The organism is Mycobacterium sp. NGS29 (assembly GCF_059812965.1).
In genome coordinates this window covers 143,879-162,603 of the sequence record NZ_JCALDR010000002.1, presented here as the reverse complement: position 1 = coordinate 162,603, position 18,725 = coordinate 143,879, and the positions used below count along the sequence as shown (strand labels likewise).

The window sequence follows — 18,725 nt, the reverse complement described above, 5'->3', positions numbered from 1 at the left end:
CGCGGACCCGGTGGCGCTACTTGGCGATCGCCTCGGGCTCGGCGTCCGGCAACTGGGTGGTCAAGGCCCCCGACCTGCGCATCGCGCCCAGCGGGTCGGCGTAGAGCCCGTCCAGCGACACGATTCCCGCCCCCGCTTCCTGCACCCGGTTGCCGAACGCGGTGACGCGGATGTCGCGCGGGGCGAGCACCGACCGGGCCGCGAACGCTTCCTCCACCTGCGCCATGCCCTCGGGGTACTCGGTGAAAGCCTGGCCGCCGACCACCACCTCGTCGGGATTGAGCAGGTCGCGCAGCAGGGCGACGGCCTCGCCGAGCACCTTGGCCCGCTCCCCCAGCAGCTCGCGGGCCTGCTGGTTGCCGTTGCGCGCTACCCGCAACAGGTCCGCCATCGCGGCGCTCGAGGCGCCGGTGCGGTTCGCCGGGGCCACGCCGGGCAGGATTCGCAGCGTGCGGGCAGCTGCCAGCACCGCCTCGTCACTGACCGTGGACTCCAATTGTCCCGAACCGCCCAGCAACTCCGATTGCACCGGCAACGGCGCGATGGTGCCCGGGCCGCTGGTGGGGCAGTGCACCCGCCCGTCGATCACCAGCGCGTACCCGACCGTCTCCCGGGCGTAGACGTACAGGCTGGTCGAGGAGTTGGCCGCAAACCGCCGCATGCCCAGCAGCAGCTCGGCGCCGGCCATGGCGTCGACGTGCGAGGCCACCGACACCGGCAGTCCCAGCGCGTCAGCCAGCACCGGCCCGACCGGGGCCTGACGCCAGCCCAGCCGGTGGTGGTCCACCAGACCGCTGGCGTTGTCGACGGTCCCGCCGATCGCCACACCGACCCACAGGGCCCGACGACGGTGCCAACGCTGCAGATAGCGGCGGGCGCTGTGCGCCAGCGTGGTGAGAGCGGGGCCGGCGGCGCTGAGCGGGGTGGGGGTCTCGACGGTGTCCAGGGTGCGGCCGAACAGATCGGTGGCCACGATGCTGGTGGTCCGGGCACCGATGTGGATGCCCAACGTCACGAACGGCTCGTGGTTGACCTCCACCGGCACCCGCGGACGTCCGATCGCCCCGGACACGGCCAGGTCGGCGCGTTCCCGTAGCAGCCCGGCGTCCAGCAGCGCGATCACCTGGCGGTTCACCGTGGCGATGCTCAGCGAGGTGACGTTGGCGATGACGTCGCGGCCGACCGGTCCGCGCAGTCGCACCGCCCGGAACACCGACGCCGCCGCGGAGTCGGACAGGTGCAGCGCTGGGGGCACCACCTGACGATACGAGCGCAGCGGTCCGGCCGGGCCGGCGATACGCCCGCGGCGATGGGATTGGTGGGTGAAAGTAGTCGAGTGCACTGGCAGTCCTTGTCCGAGTTGCGATGGCCGGGTCCCTGGCCACACCCGTGACTTGCGTCAGTTCAGGCGCGGCGAGTTGCGCGACAACAACACGCGCCCGCGTAGAAACACGCGGCCGCGGTGCGGAACAAGACGCTTTGGTGCACACCGAAAACTTAGCACCGTTTATTAGAGTTGTCTCGATGACTGTCCCCGACCCAGGCCAGCGCGTCGCGGTGATCACCGGAGCCAGCTCCGGAATCGGCGAGGCCACCACCAGAACCCTTGCTGCACAAGGCTTTCACGTAGTGCCGGTGGCACGCCGGGCAGATCGCGTGCATGCCCTGGCCGCCGAACTCGGCGGCACCGCCGTGGTGGCAGACGTCACACGCGACGCCGACGTCGCGGCGCTGGCCCGGGGCCTGGACCGAGTGGACGTGCTGGTCAACAATGCCGGGGGCGCAAAGGGGCTGGCGCCGGTGGCCGAGGCCGACCTGGAGCACTGGCGCTGGATGTGGGAGACCAACGTGCTGGGCACGTTGCGGTTGATCCGCGCTCTGTTACCCAAACTCATCGAGTCCGGCGACGGCCTGATCGTCACCGTGACTTCGATTGCCGCACTTGAGATTTACGACGGCGGCGCCGGTTACACCGCCGCCAAACACGCCCAAGGGGCGCTGCACCGTACGCTGCGCGGCGAACTGCTGGGCAAGCCGGTGCGACTGACCGAGATCGCCCCCGGTGCGGTGGAAACCGAGTTTTCGCTGGTCCGGTTCGACGGGGATCAGGACCGCGCCGACGCCGTCTACGCCGGCATGACCCCGCTGGTGGCGGCCGACGTCGCCGAGGTCATCGGGTTCGTCGCGTCCCGTCCGTCGCATGTGAACCTGGACCAGATCATCATCCGGCCGCGCGACCAGGCGTCGGCGACGCGAAGGTTCAACCACCTGGCCTAGAGCCGGGCGCCGTCGTCGTGGTCGTCGTCGTGGTCGTCGTCGTGGGCGTGCCCGACAGGCTGGGCGCGGTGGACGGCGTGGCGGGTGCGGTGACCGGGATCTGGGAGCCCGGCGGACGCGCTGCCGGCGGCGGCAGCGCCGACATGCCCACCCAGGTGTCCCAGTCCACAGCCCAGTCCCAGATGTCGCCGTCGGCGTAGGAAAGCTGGATCGAGCTGCCGGTGACCTCGACCGGGTCGCCGTACATCGCCGTCGGGAAATACTCGGCGGCGTCCGACGTCGACAGGTTGATGCAGCCGTTGGTGACGTTGCTGTTGCCCTGCGCGCCGGCGCTGGACGGGTTGGCGTGGATGAACTCGCCGTTGTTGGAGATCCGCACCGCCCACCGCTCGTGCACGTTGCTGTAGCCGGCGGCCGGGTTGGACATATAGAAGTCGGCGTACTTCTCGGTCACGACGTGGATGCCGTTGCGGGTGACGTTGCGGGCCTTGTCCGCCTCGCCGTAGCTGCACGGGAAATCCATGATGACGCCGGCGTCGGTGACCACCTGGATACGGTGCGAGGACACCTCGGCCTTGACCACCTGGCGGCGTCCGATCTGGATGTTCAACGAGAAGTCCTGGGCGCCGTACGCGCCGTCGCCGAACGGCAGGCCGTAGAGCTTTGCCTCGACGTTGACGGTGGTGCCCGCCGGGTAGTACTCACGCGGCCGGTAGTGCACGCGAGCGCCCTTGGCCTCGTCGGGCAGCCATGCCCAGCTGCCTTCGACCGGCGGATTGGTGGTCACCTTCAGGGCGCGCTCGACGGTGGCCTTGTCGCTGATGGGCGCGTCGAACTGGATGATCACCGGCGCCGCGATGCCGACGGTCTGCCCGTCGGCGAGCTGGAATCCGCCGTCGATCTTCTTCTTCGGCGACACGGTGGTGAACTTGCCCGCCACCGGGACCGCCTTGCCGTCGTGGCCGACCGCCGACCCGGTCCAGGAGTAGGAGGAGTCGTAACCCAGCGGCTCGGTGGTCATGAAGACGGTGCGGTCCTGGTTGAAGGTGCCGGCGACCGGCTTACCGGCCGAGTTCGTCAGCGCCACCCGCTGAAACCAACCGTCACTGACCTGCACGCTGATCGGTGCGACCGGCACCACGTCCTGCGCGGCATCAGCGGGCTGGAAGTTCAGCCGCGCCGACGGCGGCGCCTTGCGCTCGGCCTGAGGATTGGTGACCTTGCCCCCGCAGGCTGCCAGCGCGCTGGGCGCCAGCACGCCGAGCCCGAGGGCCGCCAACGCCATGCGGCGATTGATCGGCCCCGGCTTGGCGGGGTTGCTGGACGACGTCACGAGATCCAAAGATACCGGGCGAAACACAGGTGGCCCCACCGCAACAACGCGCGGCGGGGGAACTGTGCACGAAAGTAGCAGTTACAAAACGCAACCGACCAGGACAGGTTCGGGTTTCAGTGTGATACCAAACACATCACGCACCCCGTCCCGAACGGCGCGGGCCACTACCATCACGTCTTCCGCGGTGGCGCCGCCCCGGTTGGTCAACGCCAACGCATGCTTGGTGGAGAGCCGGCACGGCGCTTCGGCCCCCGGATAGCCTTTGCTGAATCCGGCCTGCTCAACCAGCCAACCCGCGGCCAGCTTCACGCCGTCCGGCGCCGGATAGTGCGGCACCGGGGTGTCGCTCGCAGCGGCCAGCCGTGCGTAGTCCCGCGGCTCGACCACCGGATTGGTGAAGAACGACCCCACGCTCCAGGTGTCGTGATCGGCCGCGTCGAGCACCATGCCTTTGCGGGCGCGCAGCGCCAGCACCGCGGCACGGACCGCCGGCGGATCGCCGCGTTCGCCGGGCTGGGTGCGCAGGGCCGCAATCAGCTCCCCGTACCGCAACGGCGCGCTGCGTCCCGCGGGATCGAGCGCGAACTCCACCTCCAGGACCACCGCCGGCACGTCGAGGCCGTCGGCGCGCTTGAGCACGCTGCTGCGGTAGCCGAATCCGAGTTCATCGGCAGGTACCCAGCGGGCCTCGCCGCTGCCGCGATCCAGCAGCCGGACCCGGGTGATCGTGTCGGACACCTCCACCCCGTACGCGCCGACGTTCTGTACCGGGGTGGCCCCCGCCGAGCCCGGGATGCCCGACAGGCATTCCAACCCCCCCAGACCTGCCTCGATGGATCGCCGCACCACGTCATCCCACACCGCGCCGGCCTGCGCGCGAACCAGGTGCCCGTCGACGACAACGCCGTCGTTGGCCAGCCGCACCACGGTCAGGTCGGCGACCGCGTCGCCGATCACCACATTGGAACCGCCGGCAAGCACCAGCACCGGACCGCCGCCCGACGTGTCGAGCCGGTGCAGTACCGCGATGACCTGATCGCTGCTGACGCAGGTGATGACGCGCCGCGCCACCGGCCCCACCCGCAAGGTGGTCAGCGGCGCCAGCGGGACCGATTCGGCGACGCGCGCACCGGCGAACAGCGCACCGGAATCGGCCGAATTCATCGCTGGTAACGGTAGCCTGGGCAGCTATGCCGCGTTCATTCGACATGTCGGCCGACTACGAGGGCAGCGTCGAAGAAGTTCACCGGGCCTTCTACCAGGAGGCCTACTGGCTGGGCCGGCTGGCTGAAACGCCGGTCGACATCGCCACCCTGGAATCCCTGCGGATCGGCGGGGAGTCCGGCGACACCGGCACCATCGAGGTGGTCACGGTGCAGACGGTGCTGAACGAGAACCTGCCCGCCCTGATCACACAGCTGCTTCGGGGTGATCTGTCGGTGCGGCGCGAGGAGACGTGGACTCCGATCAACAACCGGGTTGCCACCGCGTCGATCGCGGCCCTGGTGGTCGGCGCCCCGGTGAACGTGTGGGGCACGGCGGTCCTGGCGCCCGCCCCCGACACCCGCGGCTCCCGCATGTCCGTGCAGGTGTCCATGCAGGTGCGGGTGCCGTTGATCGGCGGCAAGCTGGAGCGGCTGATCGGCACCCAGTTGGCGGAGCTGATCAATATCGAGCAGCGCTACACCACGGATTGGATCGCGAAAAGCGCGTAGTCGCCCGCCGGGCGCCCGGAACTAAACTCGCGGCCATGCGCATCGCACTGGCCCAGATTCTCAGCGGCACCGACCCGACGGAGAATCTGCAGCTGGTGCGCGAGTACACCGAGCGGGCCGCCGATGCGGGCGCGACGCTGGTGGTGTTCCCCGAGGCGACCATGTGCCGGTTCGGGGTGTCACTGAAACCGGTTGCTGAGCCGCTGGACGGCCCCTGGGCCGACGGGGTCCGCCGGATCGCGGCGAGCGCCGGCATCACCGTGGTCGCCGGGATGTTCGCCCCGTCCGGCGACGGCAGGGTGATGAACACACTGATCGCGGCCGGGCCGGGCACCGACGCCCGCTACGACAAAATCCACCTTTACGACGCGTTCGGCTTCACCGAATCACGCACCGTCGCGCCCGGCCAGCAACCGGTGGTGATCACCGTCGACGGCGTCGGCGTGGGTTTGACGACGTGCTACGACGTCCGGTTTCCGGCGCTCTACACCGACCTCGCCGACCGCGGCGCCCAGCTGATCGTGGTGTGCGCGTCCTGGGGATCGGGCCCGGGCAAACTCGAGCAGTGGACGCTGCTGACGCGGGCCCGCGCGGTGGATTCGACCTGTTATATCGCCGCCGCCGGCCAGGCCGACCCGGGTGACGGCGCCGGCGGTTCGGGCGCCCCGACCGGCGTCGGCGGCAGCCTGGTGGCCTCTCCGTTCGGCGCGGTGGTGGCCTCGGCGGGCGCCGAACCGGAACTGCTGGTCGCCGACCTCGATCTCGACACGGTGGCCACGGCCCGGCAGAAGATCGCTGTCCTGCACAACCGGGCAGACTTTGCGGCCCTCGATAGGGCAGAATCTCGGGAGTGACGACTCCGCAGGGACCACGCAACGACGGCCCGTCGGGTTGGGCGCGTCCGGGCGACCAGGGACCGCTCGGCCGACCCCCGGCACCGGGCAGCCCCTACGGCGGGAGGCCGCAGTCCGGCGATCCCCGCGGCGGACCGCAGAATCCCCCACCGTCGTCGCAGCCGACCGAGAACTTCGCGCTGGGCAACGCCAGTACGCGCCGGCTCAACCAGCCGCAGCCGCCCGGTCCGACGGCCGGCCAGGCGACCCCGACCGCCACCCCGACGGACGGGCCGGCCGAGGTCAAAAAGAAGAAGCGGTCGTTGCGCGACCCGCTGTCGATCGTGCTGGTGCTGATCATCGTGCTGGCGCTGGTGGTGGCCGGCGGCATCCTCGTCGAACTGATTGTGCGTAACAAAGCGAACAACAAGATCGCCGCGGCGACGGCCTGCAAGGTCCAGGACCAGGCCACCGCGTCGTTCGGAGTGACCCCGCTGGTCACCTGGCAGGTGCTCACCGACCACTACACCAACATCTCGATCGAGACGGCCGGCAATCAGATCAAAGATGCCAAGGGCATGAAGCTGCAGATCGACATCAGAGACGTCAAGCTCGACAGCACGCCCGATTCCAAGGGCACCATCGGCGCGATCGACGCCACCGTCACCTGGACCTCCGAGGGCATCAAGGAAACGGTGCAGAACGCGATCCCGGCGGTGGGCGAGTTCGTCACCCGCAGCGTGACCACTCATCCCAACGACAAAACGGTCGAATTGAAGGGCACCCTCAACGACATCGTCGCCAAGCCGACGGTGTCCAACGGCGGGTTGAAACTGGACATCGTAAGTTTCAATGCGCTGGGCTTCAAGCTGCCCAAAGAGTCGGTGCAATCATCGCTCGACGAATACACGTCCGACTTCACCACGAAACTTCCGCTGGGAATCAAGGCCGACAGTGTGGACGTCACGGACAGCGGCGTGATCGTCCACTTTTCGTCGCGCAACGCCACCATTCCCGCCGGCGAGACCGATCCCTGCTTCGCCGACCTGTGAGTTAACCCAGCCCGTCGAGCACCGCCCGGGTGCCGGACAGCCCGAGGCGGGTGGCGCCGGCGTCGAGCAGCGCAATCGCGTCGGCGGCGGTGCGGATGCCGCCGCTGGCCTTGACTCCGAGGCGCCCGCCGACCGCGGCGCTCATCACCTCGACGGCACGCACCGTCGCCCCGCCGGCCGGATGGAACCCGGTCGACGTTTTGACGAAGTCGGCGCCGGCATCTTCGGCCGCCCGGCAGACGGCCGTCAACGCGCCCTCGTCCGCGCTGCCCAGCAGCACGGCCGATTCCACGATCACCTTCAGCACGGCGTCGACGGCGGCCGCCCGCACGGTCGCGATATCGGCACGCACCGCATCGAAGTCGCCGGTCAGGGCCGCACCGACGTCGATGACCATGTCGATCTCGGTGGCGCCGGCGTCCAGGGCTGCGACCGCCTCCTGCGCCTTGACTGCGCCCAGATGCTTGCCCGACGGGAAGCCGGCCACCGCGGCGACTCGCACGCCGCCGGCGCGCACCGCAGCCGGCACCAACGTCGGGGAGACGCACACGGCGTAGACGCCCAGCTCGGCGCCTTCTGCGACGAGCGCGGCGACGTCGGCGGGGGTCGCCTCGGGTTTGAGCAGGGTGTGGTCCACCAGTGCAGCGAGCCGGCTGCGGGTCGGCGGGCTGGGCATCAGAACGGTTCCTCCTGTCCGCCGGGATTGCACGCCGCCGCGACCATGGCCGCGTCGTCGACCACCGGTCGCCACGGCTCCAGATTCCAGCTGGTCTTGCCGGGCCGGGCGAGTTCGGCGAACTGCCAGTGGCAGTCGAACTGGGCGCGCATCCCGGGGGTGTCGGCCTGCGGCGAGCGCGCCAGCACCTCTGCCCAGGCCTGACCGGCGGCGGGCAGATCCGAGGCGCGGGCCGCGGCACGACCCGACGGCGTCGGATAGACGCGCAGGCTGGCAGGTCCCCAGGACACCCATTCGGTGTGGTCGATGTAGGGCGGCGGATTCACCGGTGCGGCGCCTGCGGGACCCGCGCCGGTCAGCGACAGCAGCGCCGCCGCCGGCGCGACGATCAGGATTTTCATCCGCTAGTGCGACTTGCCCTGCACTTCGAGCAGCTTGGGCCGCACGTCGGCCAGGTAGACGCCGGTGGCGACCGCGGCCAGCACCGTCCCCATGATGCCCAGGAAATAGCTGAGCAGCGCACTGAGGCCAAGGATCACCAACCACACCGGCTTGGTCAGCTTCTCGGCGGCGATATAAGCGTCCGACCTCTGCAAAGCCGCGTGCACAAAGGCATAAACCGCGGTCAGGGCGACAGCGATACTCAGAACGATCAGGATGAGGTTCACCATGTGCACGTCCACCAGCCTATGCGGGGTGCCTGGAAAACGTCGACTCCGAGTCACCCCAGGCGAGGGCGACTCGGAGTCGAGTTGTTCGTGCGGTTCCCGGACGGACTACTTCTGGGTGACCTTCTTGGCCGGGGCCTTCTTGGCGGGAGCCTTCTTGGCCGGAACGGCCTTCTTGCCGGGAGCCTTCTTGGCCGGCGCGGCCTTCTTCACCGGGACGGCAGCCTCTTCGGCCTTCTTGGGCAGCTCGATGCCGACCAGCTTGGCCGCCCGCTCACCGACCGCGCGGGTCTGGGTCGCCACGGTGCCCAGCGCCTCCTGGGTCAGCTCGACCGCCTGGTCCACGTAACCCTCGGCCCGCGCGGAGGCGTCCTCGAAGGCGGACTGGCTGCGCAGCCGGCCCAGCGCTGCCTCGCCACGCTCGACCAGCTCGTTGTAGCGGGTCGTGGCGGCTTCCAGGTAGCCCTCGGCTGCCTTACGCAGCTCTTCGGCGGTGAAGCGGTCACGCAGCTCGGTCAGCTGCTCGGGCAGGTCCTCCTGCAGCTTGGACAGGCGGGCGCGGCTCTCCTCGACCCGGCTGCGGGTGTCGGTCCGGGTCTCCTCGGCGCGCTCGCGCAGGTTGCTGCGGGTTTCCTCGGCACGGTCCCGCAAGTTGGTGCGGGTCTCCTCGGCACGGTCCCGGAGGTTGGCGATCAGGTCGTTCACGGTGGCCAACGCCAGGTCGGCCGCACCGAGCGCGGCGAGCAGCGGGGCGCGGAGGTCTTCGATGTTGTTGGTGTTCTCAGCCATTGCTAATTCCTTTCACTGTTGCGATATCAGAGCATTGAGTTTTGATTTGGAAGTTGGCGCAAGCGGCGGCTCCTGCTGGGGAGGTGGTCAAGACCCGCGGATTGACGTCGGTCACGCGGCTTGCTGGAACCTCCTGGTTGGTCGGGTCGGCGGGAAGTTGTGAGTGGTTCGTCGCGGCCCACCGATCTCGGTTGGCTAGGCCAGGTCGGCTTCGTTCTGCTGAACGAACGAGGCGTATGCATCCAGCAAAGCCTGCTTCTGCGACTCGGTGATGGCCGCGTCGGTGACGATCGCGTCCCGCACCTGGCTGGCGTCGCGGGGCTCGAGAATCCCGGCCTGCACATAGAGAACCTCAGCGGAAACCCGCAGCGCTTTGGCGATCTGGCGCAGTACGTCGGCGGACGGCTTTCGCAATCCGCGCTCCACCTGGCTCAGGTAGGGATTGCTGACACCGGACCGCTCGGCGAGCTGCCGCATCGACACCTGTGCCGTCTCGCGCTGCGACCGGATGAAGCTGCCGATGTCGGAGGCCACGTCGGAAGCCTTGGTGGACACTTTGGTGCCCAGCTTCTCCTCCGCCGGCATGGTTGCTCCTTGATCGGGGTGGTCACGTACACCATCCAGATTACGAAGGAGTGCTTGCAATTGCAAGCGGTCGGCCGTCCGCTCAGAACAACAGCTGCGCGACGGCGTAGATCACCAACCCGGCCAGCGCACCGACGACCGTCCCGTTGATCCGGATAAACTGCAGGTCACGGCCCACATGAAGCTCGATGCGCCGGCTGGCCTCCTCGGCGTCCCAGCGCTCGATCGTCTCGGTAATGATCGCTGTGATCTCTACCCCATATTGCGAAACCAGGTGCTGCGCGGCCCGCACCATCCACCCCTCGACCTTGTCGCGCAGGTCGGCGTCGTCCCGCAACGACTCCCCGATCCGGATCACCGTGTCGGCGATCCGGGTGCGCAGCGTGCTCGACGGGTCGTCGACACCCTCGAGCACCAGCCGCTTGAGCGTGGCCCACGCCGTCGCGGCAGCGTTCGCCACCTCCTCTCGCGCCATCAACTGCTCCTTGACGGCGTCGGCACGAGCGATGGTGTCGGGATCGTTCTGCAGGTCGTCGGCGAACTCGAACAGGAAACGGGTGGCTGAGCGGCGCAACTCGTGATCGGGGTTGCGGCGCACCTTGTCGGTGAAGTCCATCAACTCCCGGTGAATGCGGTCGCCGACCAGATGGTCGACGAAGCGCGGCGACCAGGTCGGGGAATCCCGCTCGACTACCCGCTGGATGACCACGCCGGCGTTCAGCGACCACTGAAAAGCCCGATCGGCCAGCAACTGGATCAGCGCCTCCTGCCGATTCTCGGCCAACAGCGTCTGCAACACCCGGCCCACCGGCGGACCCCACTGCGGCTCAGCGATGCGGCGCACGATCATCCGGTCGATCACCTGCTGGACGTCGTCGTCGCGCAGCAACTCCACTCCCACGCGCAGCACCGTCGACGCTTCGGCGGCCACCCGCTGCGCATGCGCGGGCTCGGCCAGCCACTTGCCCAGCCGGCTCGGCACCTGGGCGTCGCGCAGCTTGTTCTCGACGACCTCGGCCGACAGGAAGTTCTCCCGCACGAAGGTGCCCAGACCCTCGCCGAGCTGGTCTTTCTTGCGCTTGATGATCGCGGTGTGCGGGATCGGAATGCCCAGTGGATGTTTGAACAGGGCCGTCACCGCAAACCAGTCCGCCAGGGCGCCCACCATGCCCGCCTCGGCGGCGGCGCCGACATAGCCGACCCACGCGGGGGCGTCACCGTGCACGTTCGCCCACCGGCACAGCAGGAACACCACTGTGGCGCCGAGCAGGAAGCCCAGCGCGACCGCCTTCATCCGGCGCAGGGCGGTGCGCCGTTCGGCATCGGCCTGCTGATCGGCGCCGGCGAAGGATTCCGCCAGCGAGTTGCGCGACGGCCGCGGCTCGGGCGGCCGCGCGCTCAACCCGGTCCCCACTGTTGCGCCCGAACCATCAGCCCTGTGCGTCATCACAACCATCATGCGCCATCTCGACCACCGGTTAGTGTTACCCACACTGGTGGGAGCCCTCACGCAGGTGCGGGCATGTCCGCCGAACGCGCCACCCGAAGCCGTAGTATCGATGCGACTAAACGATTGGGAATCGGCGAAAGTGGCACAGCAAATTCCGGCTCGCAGCGCGAAGACCGATGGTCGCAAGCGGCGCTGGCACCAACACAAAGTGGACCGCCGCAACGAGCTGGTCGACGGAACCATCGAGGCGATTCGCCGGCAGAGCCGGTTCCTGAGCATGGACGAGATCGCCGCCGAGATCGGGGTGTCCAAAACCGTCCTGTACCGCTACTTCGTCGACAAGAACGATCTGACGACCGCGGTGATGATGCGCTTCGCGCAGACCACCCTGATCCCCAACATGGCCGCGGCACTGTCCTCCAATCTGGACGGCTACGAGCTGACCCGCGAGGTGATCCGGGTGTACGTGGAGACCATGGCCGCCGAACCCGAACCGTACGGGTTCGTGATGGCGAACAGCTCGGGCAGTAAGAGCAAGGTGATCGCCGATTCCGAGCGGATCATCGCCCGGATGATCGCGGTGATGTTGCGCCGCCGGATGCGCGAGGTCGGCATGGATGTCGGCGGCGTGGAGCCGTGGGCCTACCTGATCGTCGGCGGCGTGCAACTGGCCACCCACTCGTGGATGTCGGACCCGCGGATGAGCAGCGACGAGTTGATCGACTACCTCACCATGCTGAGCTGGAGCGCGCTGTGCGGGATCGTCGAGGCCGGCGGGTCACTGGAGAAGTTCCGCGGTCAACCGCATCCATCCCCCATCGTGCCGCCCCGGGACCAGTGAGTTAGGGCACGTAAAGCCCCCTTCACCTGCGGCTTTACCTTCAGTGGGCTATCGGGGTGCTGGACAGCGGCTAGCATGCAGGGAATGCATCGGGGCGGGGTGCAGGCTTTCGCTCCGATAAAAGAAAGGCAGACATCGTATGGCCGTGCAGCTCACGCCGCATTTCGGCAACGTGCAAGCGCACTACGACCTCTCCGATGATTTCTTCCGGCTCTTCCTCGACCCCACGAAGACCTACAGTTGCGCCTACTTCGAGCGCGACGACATGACGCTGGAAGAGGCCCAGCTCGCCAAGATCGACCTGGCCTTGGGCAAGCTGAACCTCGAGCCGGGAATGACGTTGCTAGACATCGGCTGCGGCTGGGGCGCCACGATGCGACGCGCCATCGAAAAATACGACGTCAACGTCGTGGGCTTGACGTTGTCCGAGAACCAGGCCGCCCACGTCCAGCAGAAGTTCGACGAGCTGGACACGTCCCGGTCCCGGCGGGTGTTGCTGGAGGGCTGGGAGAAGTTCCACGAACCCGTCGACCGCATCGTTTCGATCGGCGCGTTCGAGCACTTCGGCCGCCACCGCTACAAGCGGTTCTTCAAGATGGCGCACGAGGTGCTGCCCAGCGACGGCAGCATGTTGCTGCACACGATCGTGCGCCCGACGATGCGCGAGGCCCGGGCCAAGGGCCTGCCGCTGACCCGCGAGATCGTGCACTTCAGCCAGTTCATCCTGGCCGAGATCTTCCCGGGCGGCGACCTGCCCACGGTTCCGGTGGTCGAGGAGCAGGCGGCGGCCGCGGGCTTCACGATGAAGCGCATTCAGTCGCTGCAACTGCACTACGCCAGGACGCTGGAGATCTGGGCGACCGCGCTCGAGGCCCAGCGCGAGCGGGCCATCGCGATCCAGTCGGAGAAGGTCTACAACCGCTACATGAAGTACCTGACCGGCTGCGCGAAGCTGTTCCGCCAGGGCTACACCGACGTCGACCAGTTCACCCTGCAGAAGTAGCTCAGTAGGTGTAGAAGCCCTTGCCGGATTTCTTGCCCAGCAGGCCGGCTTCCACCATCCGCAGCAGCAGCGGCGGCGGTCCGTAGTGCGGCTCTTTGAACTCCTCGTAGAGCTTGTCCGCGATCAGCTTGAGGGTGTCCAGGCCGACGAGGTCGGAGAGCCGCAGCGGCCCCATCGGATGGGACAACCCCGCGACGACGGCCTTGTCGACGTCCTCGACGGTGGCGAAGCCCGCCTCCACCATCCGGATCGCCGACAACAGGTAGGGCACCAGCAGGGCGTTCACCACGAAGCCGGAGCGGTCCGAGCAGCGCACCACCTGCTTGCCCAGCACGGCGCCGGCGAACTCCTCGGTGCGGGCGGCGGCGGCCTCGTCGGTCACCAGGGTGCTCACCAGCTCCACCAGCGGCAGCACCGGGACCGGGTTGAAGAAGTGCAGGCCCAGCACCCGCTGCGGGTTCTGCGTGGCCGCGGCGATCTTCATGATCGGGATGCTGGAGGTGTTGGACGCCAGCACCGCCTCGGGGTCGGTGATCACGCGGTCCAGCTCGGCGAAGATCTTGGCCTTCACCGTCTCGTCCTCGATGACGGCCTCGATGACCAGCTGCCGGTCGGCCAGGTCGCCCAGGTCGGTGGTGAACGTCAACAGCCCCAGTGCGCGGTCGCGCTCGCGTTCGGTGACCTTGCCGGCGCTCACACCCCGTTCCAGCGACTTGGTGATGCGGTTACGGCCCGCGGTGATCAGCGCCTCGGTGGTCTCGAACACGGTGACGGCGACACCCGCACGAACCGACACCTCGGCGATACCGGCGCCCATCTGCCCGGCCCCGACCACACCTACCCGCTGGATTGCTGCATCGCTCACTGTCTTCTCCACTGATCGCCCGAATTGTCCTGCACCGCAATAGGCCCCGCCCAGGGTTGCCGGGCGGGGCCTATGCTACTTCAGCGCGAACCGGGGGTCGCCCGGCTCCGCACTGGCCTCATCCTCAGTGAAACTGGCCCTCTTCGGTCGAGCCGGCCAGCGCCGTCGTCGACGAAGTGGGGTCCACCGTGGTGGCGATCCGGTCGAAGTAGCCGGCACCGACCTCGCGCTGGTGCTTGGTGGCGGTGTACCCACGCTCCTCGGCGGCGAACTCGCGCTCCTGCAGCTCGACGTACGCGGTCATCTGGTTGCGGGCGTAGCCGTGGGCCAGATCGAACATCGAGTAGTTCAGCGCGTGGAATCCGGCCAGCGTGATGAACTGGAACTTGAAGCCCATCGCACCGAGTTCCTTCTGGAACTTCGCGATCGTCGCGTCGTCGAGGTGCTTGCGCCAGTTGAACGACGGCGAGCAGTTGTAGGCCAGCATCTGGTCGGGGAACTCGGCCTTGACGCCCTCGGCGAACCGCTTGGCCAGCGCCAGGTCCGGAGTACCGGTCTCCATCCAGATCAGGTCGGCGTACGGCGCGTAGGCCTTGGCCCGGGCGATGCACGGCTCGAGACCGTTCTTGACCCGGTAGAAGCCCTCGTTGGTGCGCTCACCGGTGATGAAGGGGCGGTCCCGCTCGTCGACGTCGGAGGTGATCAGGGTGGCGGCCTCGGCGTCGGTACGGGCGATGACGACCGTCGGGACACCGGCGACGTCCGCGGCCAGGCGGGCGGAGGTCAGGGTGCGGATGTGCTGCTGAGTCGGGATCAGCACCTTGCCACCGAGGTGGCCGCACTTCTTCTCCGAGGCCAGCTGGTCTTCCCAGTGCGACCCGGCGACACCGGCGGCGATCATGGCCTTCTGCAGCTCGTAGACGTTGAGCGCACCACCGAAGCCGGCCTCGCCGTCGGCGACGATCGGGGCCAGCCAGTTGTCCACCGAGCGGTCGTTCTCGACCTTGGCGATCTCGTCGGCGCGCAGCAGCGCGTTGTTGATGCGACGCACCACCTGCGGCACCGAGTTGGCCGGGTAGAGGCTCTGGTCGGGGTAGGTGTGCCCGGAGAGGTTGGCGTCACCGGCGACCTGCCAGCCGGACAGGTAGATCGCCTTGAGGCCGGCGCGCACCTGCTGGACGGCCATGTTTCCGGTCAGCGCGCCCAGCGCGTTGACGAAGTCCATCTCGTGCAGCTGCTCCCAGAGCACCTCGGCGCCGCGGCGGGCCAGGGTGTGCTCCTCGACGACGTGGCCCTGCAGCGCGACGACGTCCTGCGGCGTGTAGGTGCGGTTGACGCCCTTCCAGCGGGGGTTGTGGTCCCAGTCGTGCTGGATCTGCTCAGCGCTCTTGGGGGTTCCAACGACAGACATTGGACAGCTCCTTAACGGTTCACTCACTACTGAATTGCTGGTGGCTGCTTGCCACCCAGCCGGAAGCTTCGGGTTCGACTTCCATCTTCACTGCTGTGCTAACACGACCTTGGCACAGGGCATTCCTGCTGGTCTACCCATTTCACTTGCCAATTTCGGCTATGACCTGCGGTCATTTTGCAAATCTTGCGAAGCCGCAAATTTTCTGAACCGGTTCAGAAGCTACCGCCCGGTAACAAGAACCGCAGGTCAACACTAATTTAACAGAACGCTTGTCCTGTTAGAGAGCGAACAGCGCCGCGACGGCCTTCGTCTCGTCGCCGACCGCATATGTGAGCGTTGTAACAGCCCGGTCGACCAGGTCCGGCCCGAACTTGTCGGTCGATCCGGCCGGGTGGACGTGCGAAATGATCTCCAGCTTGTCGCCCAGCGCGACCGGCGCCTCGTGTTCGATGGTGACCCGAAGCGGGCCGTCCAGCAGGTCGGTGTGGGAGGCCAGGTAATCCTCGACCACGCTCCAGTACACGGAGTTGTTCATGTGGTCGAACAAGTCGATGTCGGTCACCCGCACCGGAAACTCATGGATTTCCGCCGCGTCGTCCCGGCCGCCGGGCTTCAGGTAGCCCTTCCACCGCAGCCGATCCACCGACGTGGTTTTGTGCAGTCCGGCCAGGAAGTCGTCGGCGATCCGCGCCGGCATCTCGGTTTCCTTATTGACGTGGATCCAGAACGCCTCCGACTCGATCAGCCCGCCCTTGCGGCCGTCGATGCGCACCCGCATCTCGCACCAGCGGTTGGATGTTCCCGAGCACCAGCGCCGACACCGCAGCATGTCGCCGAACTCGATGGGCCGGATCAGGTCGACCATGGTGCGCCGCACGATCCACAGCGGGTGCGTCTCCTCGAAACCCATCTCGCGCAGCTGGTCCTGGCCGATGTCCTGAATGTGCCGACAGGCCGCGTCCAGCCGCAGCCGGCCGGTCCGGTCGATGTCGCCGACCCGCAACGGCCACTCGCGGTCGAAGACGTCAGGGTGCCCGTCCGGAACCGGCATTAACTTCTTGTCAAGGCTCACGGTGCTGCTCCCCGTCCCCATTTTCACTCGGTGCCCCCGGGTTTACCCAGGAAGGCCGATGCGAATCATGCCAATGGCCGGCCCGAAACACCAACCTGCCAACTCTGCTAACTGAGTCTTAGCAACAAGCGTAGGCTCCTGGAGTGTCCAAGACGTTCGTCGGCGCCCGGGTCCGCCAGCTCCGCAACGAGCGCGGATTCAGCCAGGCCGCACTGGCCCAGATGCTGGACATCTCGCCCAGCTACCTCAACCAGATCGAGCACGACGTGCGCCCGCTGACGGTGGCCGTGCTGCTGCGGATCACCGAGTTGTTCGGGGTGGACGCCACCTTCTTCGCCTCCCAGGACGCCACCCGGTTGGTCGCCGAGCTGCGCGAAGTCACCCTGGACCGCGATCTGGACATCGACGTCGACCCCACCGAGATCGCCGAGATGGTGAACGCGCACCCGAGCCTGGCCCGCGCAGTGGTCAATCTGCACCGTCGCTACCGGCTCACCACCGCGCAACTGGCCGCCGCCACCGAGGACCGCTACTTCGACGGCAGCAGCGGCAGCGGGTCCATCACCATGCCGCACGAAGAGGTGCGCGACTACTTCTACCAACGTCAGAACTACCTGCACGCGCTGGACACCGCCGCCGAAGACCTGACCGTCCAGATGCGGATGCACCACGGCGATCTGGCCCGCGAACTGACCCGCCGGCTCACCGAGGTGCACGGGGTGCGCATCACCCGGCGCATCGACCTCGGCGAGAACGTGCTGCACCGCTACGACCCCGCGGCCAAGACGCTGGAGATCAGCAACCACCTGGCCGCCGGCCAGCAGGTGTTCAAGATGGCCGCCGAGCTGGCCTACCTCGAGTTCGGCGACCTGATCGACGGCCTGGTCGAAGAGGGCAAGTTCACCAGCGCCGAGTCGCGCACGCTGGCCCGGCTCGGACTGGCCAACTACTTCGCCGCCGCCACGGTGCTGCCCTACCGCCAGTTCCACGATGTCGCCGAGAATTTCCGCTACGACGTCGAACGGCTGTCGGCCTTCTACCTGGTCAGCTACGAAACCATCGCGCACCGGCTCTCCACGCTGCAACGGCCGTCGATGCGCGGCGTACCACTGTCCTTCGTCCGGGTCGACCGCGCCGGCAATATGTCGAAACGCCAGTCCGCCACGGGTTTTCACTTTTCCTCCAGCGGCGGGACGTGCCCGCTGTGGAACGTCTACGAAACGTTCGCGAACCCCGGCAAGATCCTGGTGCAGGTCGCCCAGATGCCCGACGGCCGCAACTACATGTGGGTGGCCCGCACCGTTGAGCGGCGCGCGGCCCGATATGGTCAGCCCGGTAAGACCTTTGCGATCGGGCTGGGTTGCGAGCTCCGCCACGCGCACCGGCTCGTCTATTCGGAAGGACTCGATTTGTCCGGGGACGTCTCCACTCCGATCGGCGCGGGCTGCCGGGTCTGCGAACGCGACAACTGTCCCCAGCGGGCGTTCCCCGCGCTCGGCCGCGCACTCGACATCGACGAGCACCGCAGCACCGTGTCGCCGTACCTGGTGCAGCAGGCATGACCGGCGACCAGGTGGTGCGCATCCCGCCCGGCCGGTTGCGCCAACTGGGTCCGATCAACTGGGTGATCGCCAAGCTGGCTGCGCGCAAGGTGCGCGCGCCCGAGATGCACCTGTTCACCACCCTGGGTTCCCGGCAGACGCTGTTCTGGCTGTGGGCGATCTATTCCGGACGTCTGATGCGCGGCCGACTCCCGGCGATCGACTCCGAACTGGTCATCTTGCGGGTCGCGCACCTGCGGTCCTGCGAGTACGAGCTGCAGCACCATCGTGGGATGGCCCGCACGGCGGGGCTGGACGCCCTGGCGCAGGCCGCGATCTTCGCCTGGCCGGAGTCCCCGGACGGCGACGGGCCCCGCGCGGTGCTCAGCACGCGGCAGCAGGCGTTGCTGCGCGCCACCGACGAGCTGATCAAGGACCGCACCATCAGCACCGAGACCTGGCAGCAGCTGGCGTCCCACCTGAACCGGGCCCGGTTGATCGAATTCTGCCTGCTGGCAACGCAATACGACGGATTGGCGGCCACGATCACCGCGCTGGGGATCCCGCTGGACAACCCGCGCTGACATTGGCCGCGCGCTCGCCCCGGG

Annotated in this window: 20 protein-coding genes; 8 read left to right on the top strand and 12 right to left on the bottom strand. The window is 67.9% G+C overall.

Annotation, left to right across the window (positions count from 1 at the left end):
- Positions 1-16 precede the first annotated feature (16 nt).
- Positions 17-1,342: an ROK family protein gene (locus AC5Y5Z_RS03155; RefSeq protein WP_463825640.1), complete on the bottom strand. Its 1,326-nt coding sequence runs from the start codon at positions 1,340-1,342 to the stop codon at positions 17-19.
- A 182-nt stretch (positions 1,343-1,524) separates the two neighbouring features.
- Here AC5Y5Z_RS03155 and AC5Y5Z_RS03150 point away from each other — a divergent pair, with 182 nt between their 5' ends.
- Positions 1,525-2,277: an SDR family NAD(P)-dependent oxidoreductase gene (locus AC5Y5Z_RS03150; RefSeq protein ID WP_499923292.1), complete on the top strand. Its 753-nt coding sequence runs from the start codon at positions 1,525-1,527 to the stop codon at positions 2,275-2,277.
- Here AC5Y5Z_RS03150 and AC5Y5Z_RS03145 read toward each other — a convergent pair.
- Positions 2,261-3,619, bottom strand: a complete 1,359-nt coding sequence (locus AC5Y5Z_RS03145) for a L,D-transpeptidase (protein WP_463825638.1) — start codon at positions 3,617-3,619, stop codon at positions 2,261-2,263. The two genes, AC5Y5Z_RS03150 and AC5Y5Z_RS03145, sit on opposite strands and share 17 nt — an antisense overlap.
- 72 nt (positions 3,620-3,691) lie before the next feature.
- Entirely contained in the window at positions 3,692-4,777 is a 1,086-nt protein-coding gene (locus AC5Y5Z_RS03140; protein WP_463825637.1) for a UDP-N-acetylmuramate dehydrogenase, read from the bottom strand.
- A 26-nt stretch (positions 4,778-4,803) separates the two neighbouring features.
- On the opposite strand from AC5Y5Z_RS03140, the gene AC5Y5Z_RS03135 reads away from it, so the two are divergent.
- From AC5Y5Z_RS03135 to AC5Y5Z_RS03125, 3 genes are read left to right on the top strand one after another with little or no spacing between them, the layout of a single operon-like run.
- Positions 4,804-5,328, top strand: coding sequence for a DUF2505 domain-containing protein (locus AC5Y5Z_RS03135; RefSeq protein ID WP_499923291.1), 525 nt, complete (start codon positions 4,804-4,806; stop codon positions 5,326-5,328).
- A gap of 35 nt (positions 5,329-5,363) precedes the next feature.
- Positions 5,364-6,182, top strand: coding sequence for a carbon-nitrogen hydrolase family protein (locus AC5Y5Z_RS03130; RefSeq protein ID WP_499923289.1), 819 nt, complete (start codon positions 5,364-5,366; stop codon positions 6,180-6,182).
- Positions 6,179-7,213, top strand: coding sequence for an LmeA family phospholipid-binding protein (locus AC5Y5Z_RS03125; RefSeq protein ID WP_463825634.1), 1,035 nt, complete (start codon positions 6,179-6,181; stop codon positions 7,211-7,213). Before AC5Y5Z_RS03130 ends, AC5Y5Z_RS03125 begins: the two co-directional genes overlap by 4 nt.
- 1 nt (position 7,214) lies before the next feature.
- On the opposite strand, the gene deoC is transcribed toward AC5Y5Z_RS03125, so the two are convergent.
- The 6 genes from deoC to AC5Y5Z_RS03095 form a co-directional block, all read right to left on the bottom strand.
- Complete coding sequence (deoC, locus tag AC5Y5Z_RS03120; protein WP_499923287.1) at positions 7,215-7,889, bottom strand: deoxyribose-phosphate aldolase; 675 nt, start codon at positions 7,887-7,889, stop codon at positions 7,215-7,217.
- On the bottom strand, positions 7,889-8,290 hold the full coding sequence (locus AC5Y5Z_RS03115; RefSeq protein WP_463825632.1) for a DUF2599 domain-containing protein: 402 nt from the start codon (positions 8,288-8,290) through the stop codon (positions 7,889-7,891). Before AC5Y5Z_RS03115 ends, deoC begins: the two co-directional genes overlap by 1 nt.
- A 3-nt stretch (positions 8,291-8,293) precedes the next feature.
- Positions 8,294-8,560, bottom strand: a complete 267-nt coding sequence (locus tag AC5Y5Z_RS03110) for a DUF2516 family protein (RefSeq protein ID WP_463825971.1) — start codon at positions 8,558-8,560, stop codon at positions 8,294-8,296.
- A gap of 105 nt (positions 8,561-8,665) precedes the next feature.
- Positions 8,666-9,346 (bottom strand): heparin-binding hemagglutinin, encoded by a 681-nt coding sequence (locus tag AC5Y5Z_RS03105; protein WP_499923284.1) that lies wholly within the window; start codon positions 9,344-9,346, stop codon positions 8,666-8,668.
- Positions 9,347-9,541: 195 nt separating this feature from the next.
- The gene (locus AC5Y5Z_RS03100; protein WP_463825630.1) at positions 9,542-9,931 is read right to left on the bottom strand and encodes a helix-turn-helix domain-containing protein; all 390 of its coding nucleotides are present in this window, start codon (positions 9,929-9,931) and stop codon (positions 9,542-9,544) included.
- 82 nt (positions 9,932-10,013) lie between these two features.
- A complete protein-coding gene (locus tag AC5Y5Z_RS03095; RefSeq protein WP_499923668.1) occupies positions 10,014-11,381 on the bottom strand; it encodes a DUF445 domain-containing protein in 1,368 nt (455 codons plus the stop codon).
- A 139-nt stretch (positions 11,382-11,520) separates the two neighbouring features.
- Here AC5Y5Z_RS03095 and AC5Y5Z_RS03090 point away from each other — a divergent pair, with 139 nt between their 5' ends.
- Positions 11,521-12,222, top strand: a complete 702-nt coding sequence (locus tag AC5Y5Z_RS03090) for a TetR/AcrR family transcriptional regulator (RefSeq protein ID WP_463825629.1) — start codon at positions 11,521-11,523, stop codon at positions 12,220-12,222.
- 139 nt (positions 12,223-12,361) lie between these two features.
- Positions 12,362-13,225, top strand: coding sequence for a cyclopropane mycolic acid synthase PcaA (gene pcaA, locus AC5Y5Z_RS03085; RefSeq protein WP_463825628.1), 864 nt, complete (start codon positions 12,362-12,364; stop codon positions 13,223-13,225).
- A 1-nt stretch (position 13,226) separates the two neighbouring features.
- On the opposite strand, the gene AC5Y5Z_RS03080 is transcribed toward pcaA, so the two are convergent.
- From AC5Y5Z_RS03080 to AC5Y5Z_RS03070, 3 genes are all read right to left on the bottom strand, one after another.
- The gene (locus AC5Y5Z_RS03080) at positions 13,227-14,090 is read right to left on the bottom strand and encodes a 3-hydroxybutyryl-CoA dehydrogenase (protein ID WP_463825627.1); all 864 of its coding nucleotides are present in this window, start codon (positions 14,088-14,090) and stop codon (positions 13,227-13,229) included.
- A gap of 124 nt (positions 14,091-14,214) precedes the next feature.
- Positions 14,215-15,501, bottom strand: coding sequence for an isocitrate lyase (aceA, locus tag AC5Y5Z_RS03075; protein ID WP_463825626.1), 1,287 nt, complete (start codon positions 15,499-15,501; stop codon positions 14,215-14,217).
- Positions 15,502-15,781: 280 nt separating this feature from the next.
- The gene (locus tag AC5Y5Z_RS03070) at positions 15,782-16,576 is read right to left on the bottom strand and encodes an acyl-ACP thioesterase domain-containing protein (RefSeq protein WP_463825625.1); all 795 of its coding nucleotides are present in this window, start codon (positions 16,574-16,576) and stop codon (positions 15,782-15,784) included.
- Positions 16,577-16,719: 143 nt separating this feature from the next.
- Here AC5Y5Z_RS03070 and ramB point away from each other — a divergent pair, with 143 nt between their 5' ends.
- Together ramB and AC5Y5Z_RS03060 are read left to right on the top strand one after the other, a co-directional pair.
- A complete protein-coding gene (gene ramB, locus AC5Y5Z_RS03065; protein WP_499923280.1) occupies positions 16,720-18,138 on the top strand; it encodes an acetate metabolism transcriptional regulator RamB in 1,419 nt (472 codons plus the stop codon).
- Positions 18,135-18,701 carry a carboxymuconolactone decarboxylase family protein gene (locus AC5Y5Z_RS03060; protein ID WP_463825623.1) on the top strand — a complete coding sequence of 189 codons (567 nt, stop codon included), beginning with the start codon at positions 18,135-18,137 and terminating at the stop codon, positions 18,699-18,701. The genes ramB and AC5Y5Z_RS03060 overlap by 4 nt, the downstream gene beginning before the upstream one ends.
- Positions 18,702-18,725 lie beyond the last annotated feature (24 nt).

Excerpts from the sequence above, each read along its gene's own strand:
- deoC (WP_499923287.1), bottom strand. The coding sequence starts at position 7,889 with ATGCCCAGCCCGCCGACCCGCAGCCGGCTCGCTGCACTGGTGGACCAC.
- AC5Y5Z_RS03115 (WP_463825632.1), bottom strand. The coding sequence starts at position 8,290 with ATGAAAATCCTGATCGTCGCGCCGGCGGCGGCGCTGCTGTCGCTGACC.
- AC5Y5Z_RS03100 (WP_463825630.1), bottom strand. The coding sequence starts at position 9,931 with ATGCCGGCGGAGGAGAAGCTGGGCACCAAAGTGTCCACCAAGGCTTCC.
- AC5Y5Z_RS03105 (WP_499923284.1), bottom strand. The coding sequence starts at position 9,346 with ATGGCTGAGAACACCAACAACATCGAAGACCTCCGCGCCCCGCTGCTC.
- AC5Y5Z_RS03110 (WP_463825971.1), bottom strand. The coding sequence starts at position 8,560 with ATGGTGAACCTCATCCTGATCGTTCTGAGTATCGCTGTCGCCCTGACC.
- aceA (WP_463825626.1), bottom strand. The coding sequence starts at position 15,501 with ATGTCTGTCGTTGGAACCCCCAAGAGCGCTGAGCAGATCCAGCACGAC.
- AC5Y5Z_RS03060 (WP_463825623.1), top strand. The coding sequence starts at position 18,135 with ATGACCGGCGACCAGGTGGTGCGCATCCCGCCCGGCCGGTTGCGCCAA.
- AC5Y5Z_RS03150 (WP_499923292.1), top strand. The coding sequence starts at position 1,525 with ATGACTGTCCCCGACCCAGGCCAGCGCGTCGCGGTGATCACCGGAGCC.
- AC5Y5Z_RS03135 (WP_499923291.1), top strand. The coding sequence starts at position 4,804 with ATGCCGCGTTCATTCGACATGTCGGCCGACTACGAGGGCAGCGTCGAA.
- AC5Y5Z_RS03130 (WP_499923289.1), top strand. The coding sequence starts at position 5,364 with ATGCGCATCGCACTGGCCCAGATTCTCAGCGGCACCGACCCGACGGAG.
- pcaA (WP_463825628.1), top strand. The coding sequence starts at position 12,362 with ATGGCCGTGCAGCTCACGCCGCATTTCGGCAACGTGCAAGCGCACTAC.
- AC5Y5Z_RS03140 (WP_463825637.1), bottom strand. The coding sequence starts at position 4,777 with ATGAATTCGGCCGATTCCGGTGCGCTGTTCGCCGGTGCGCGCGTCGCC.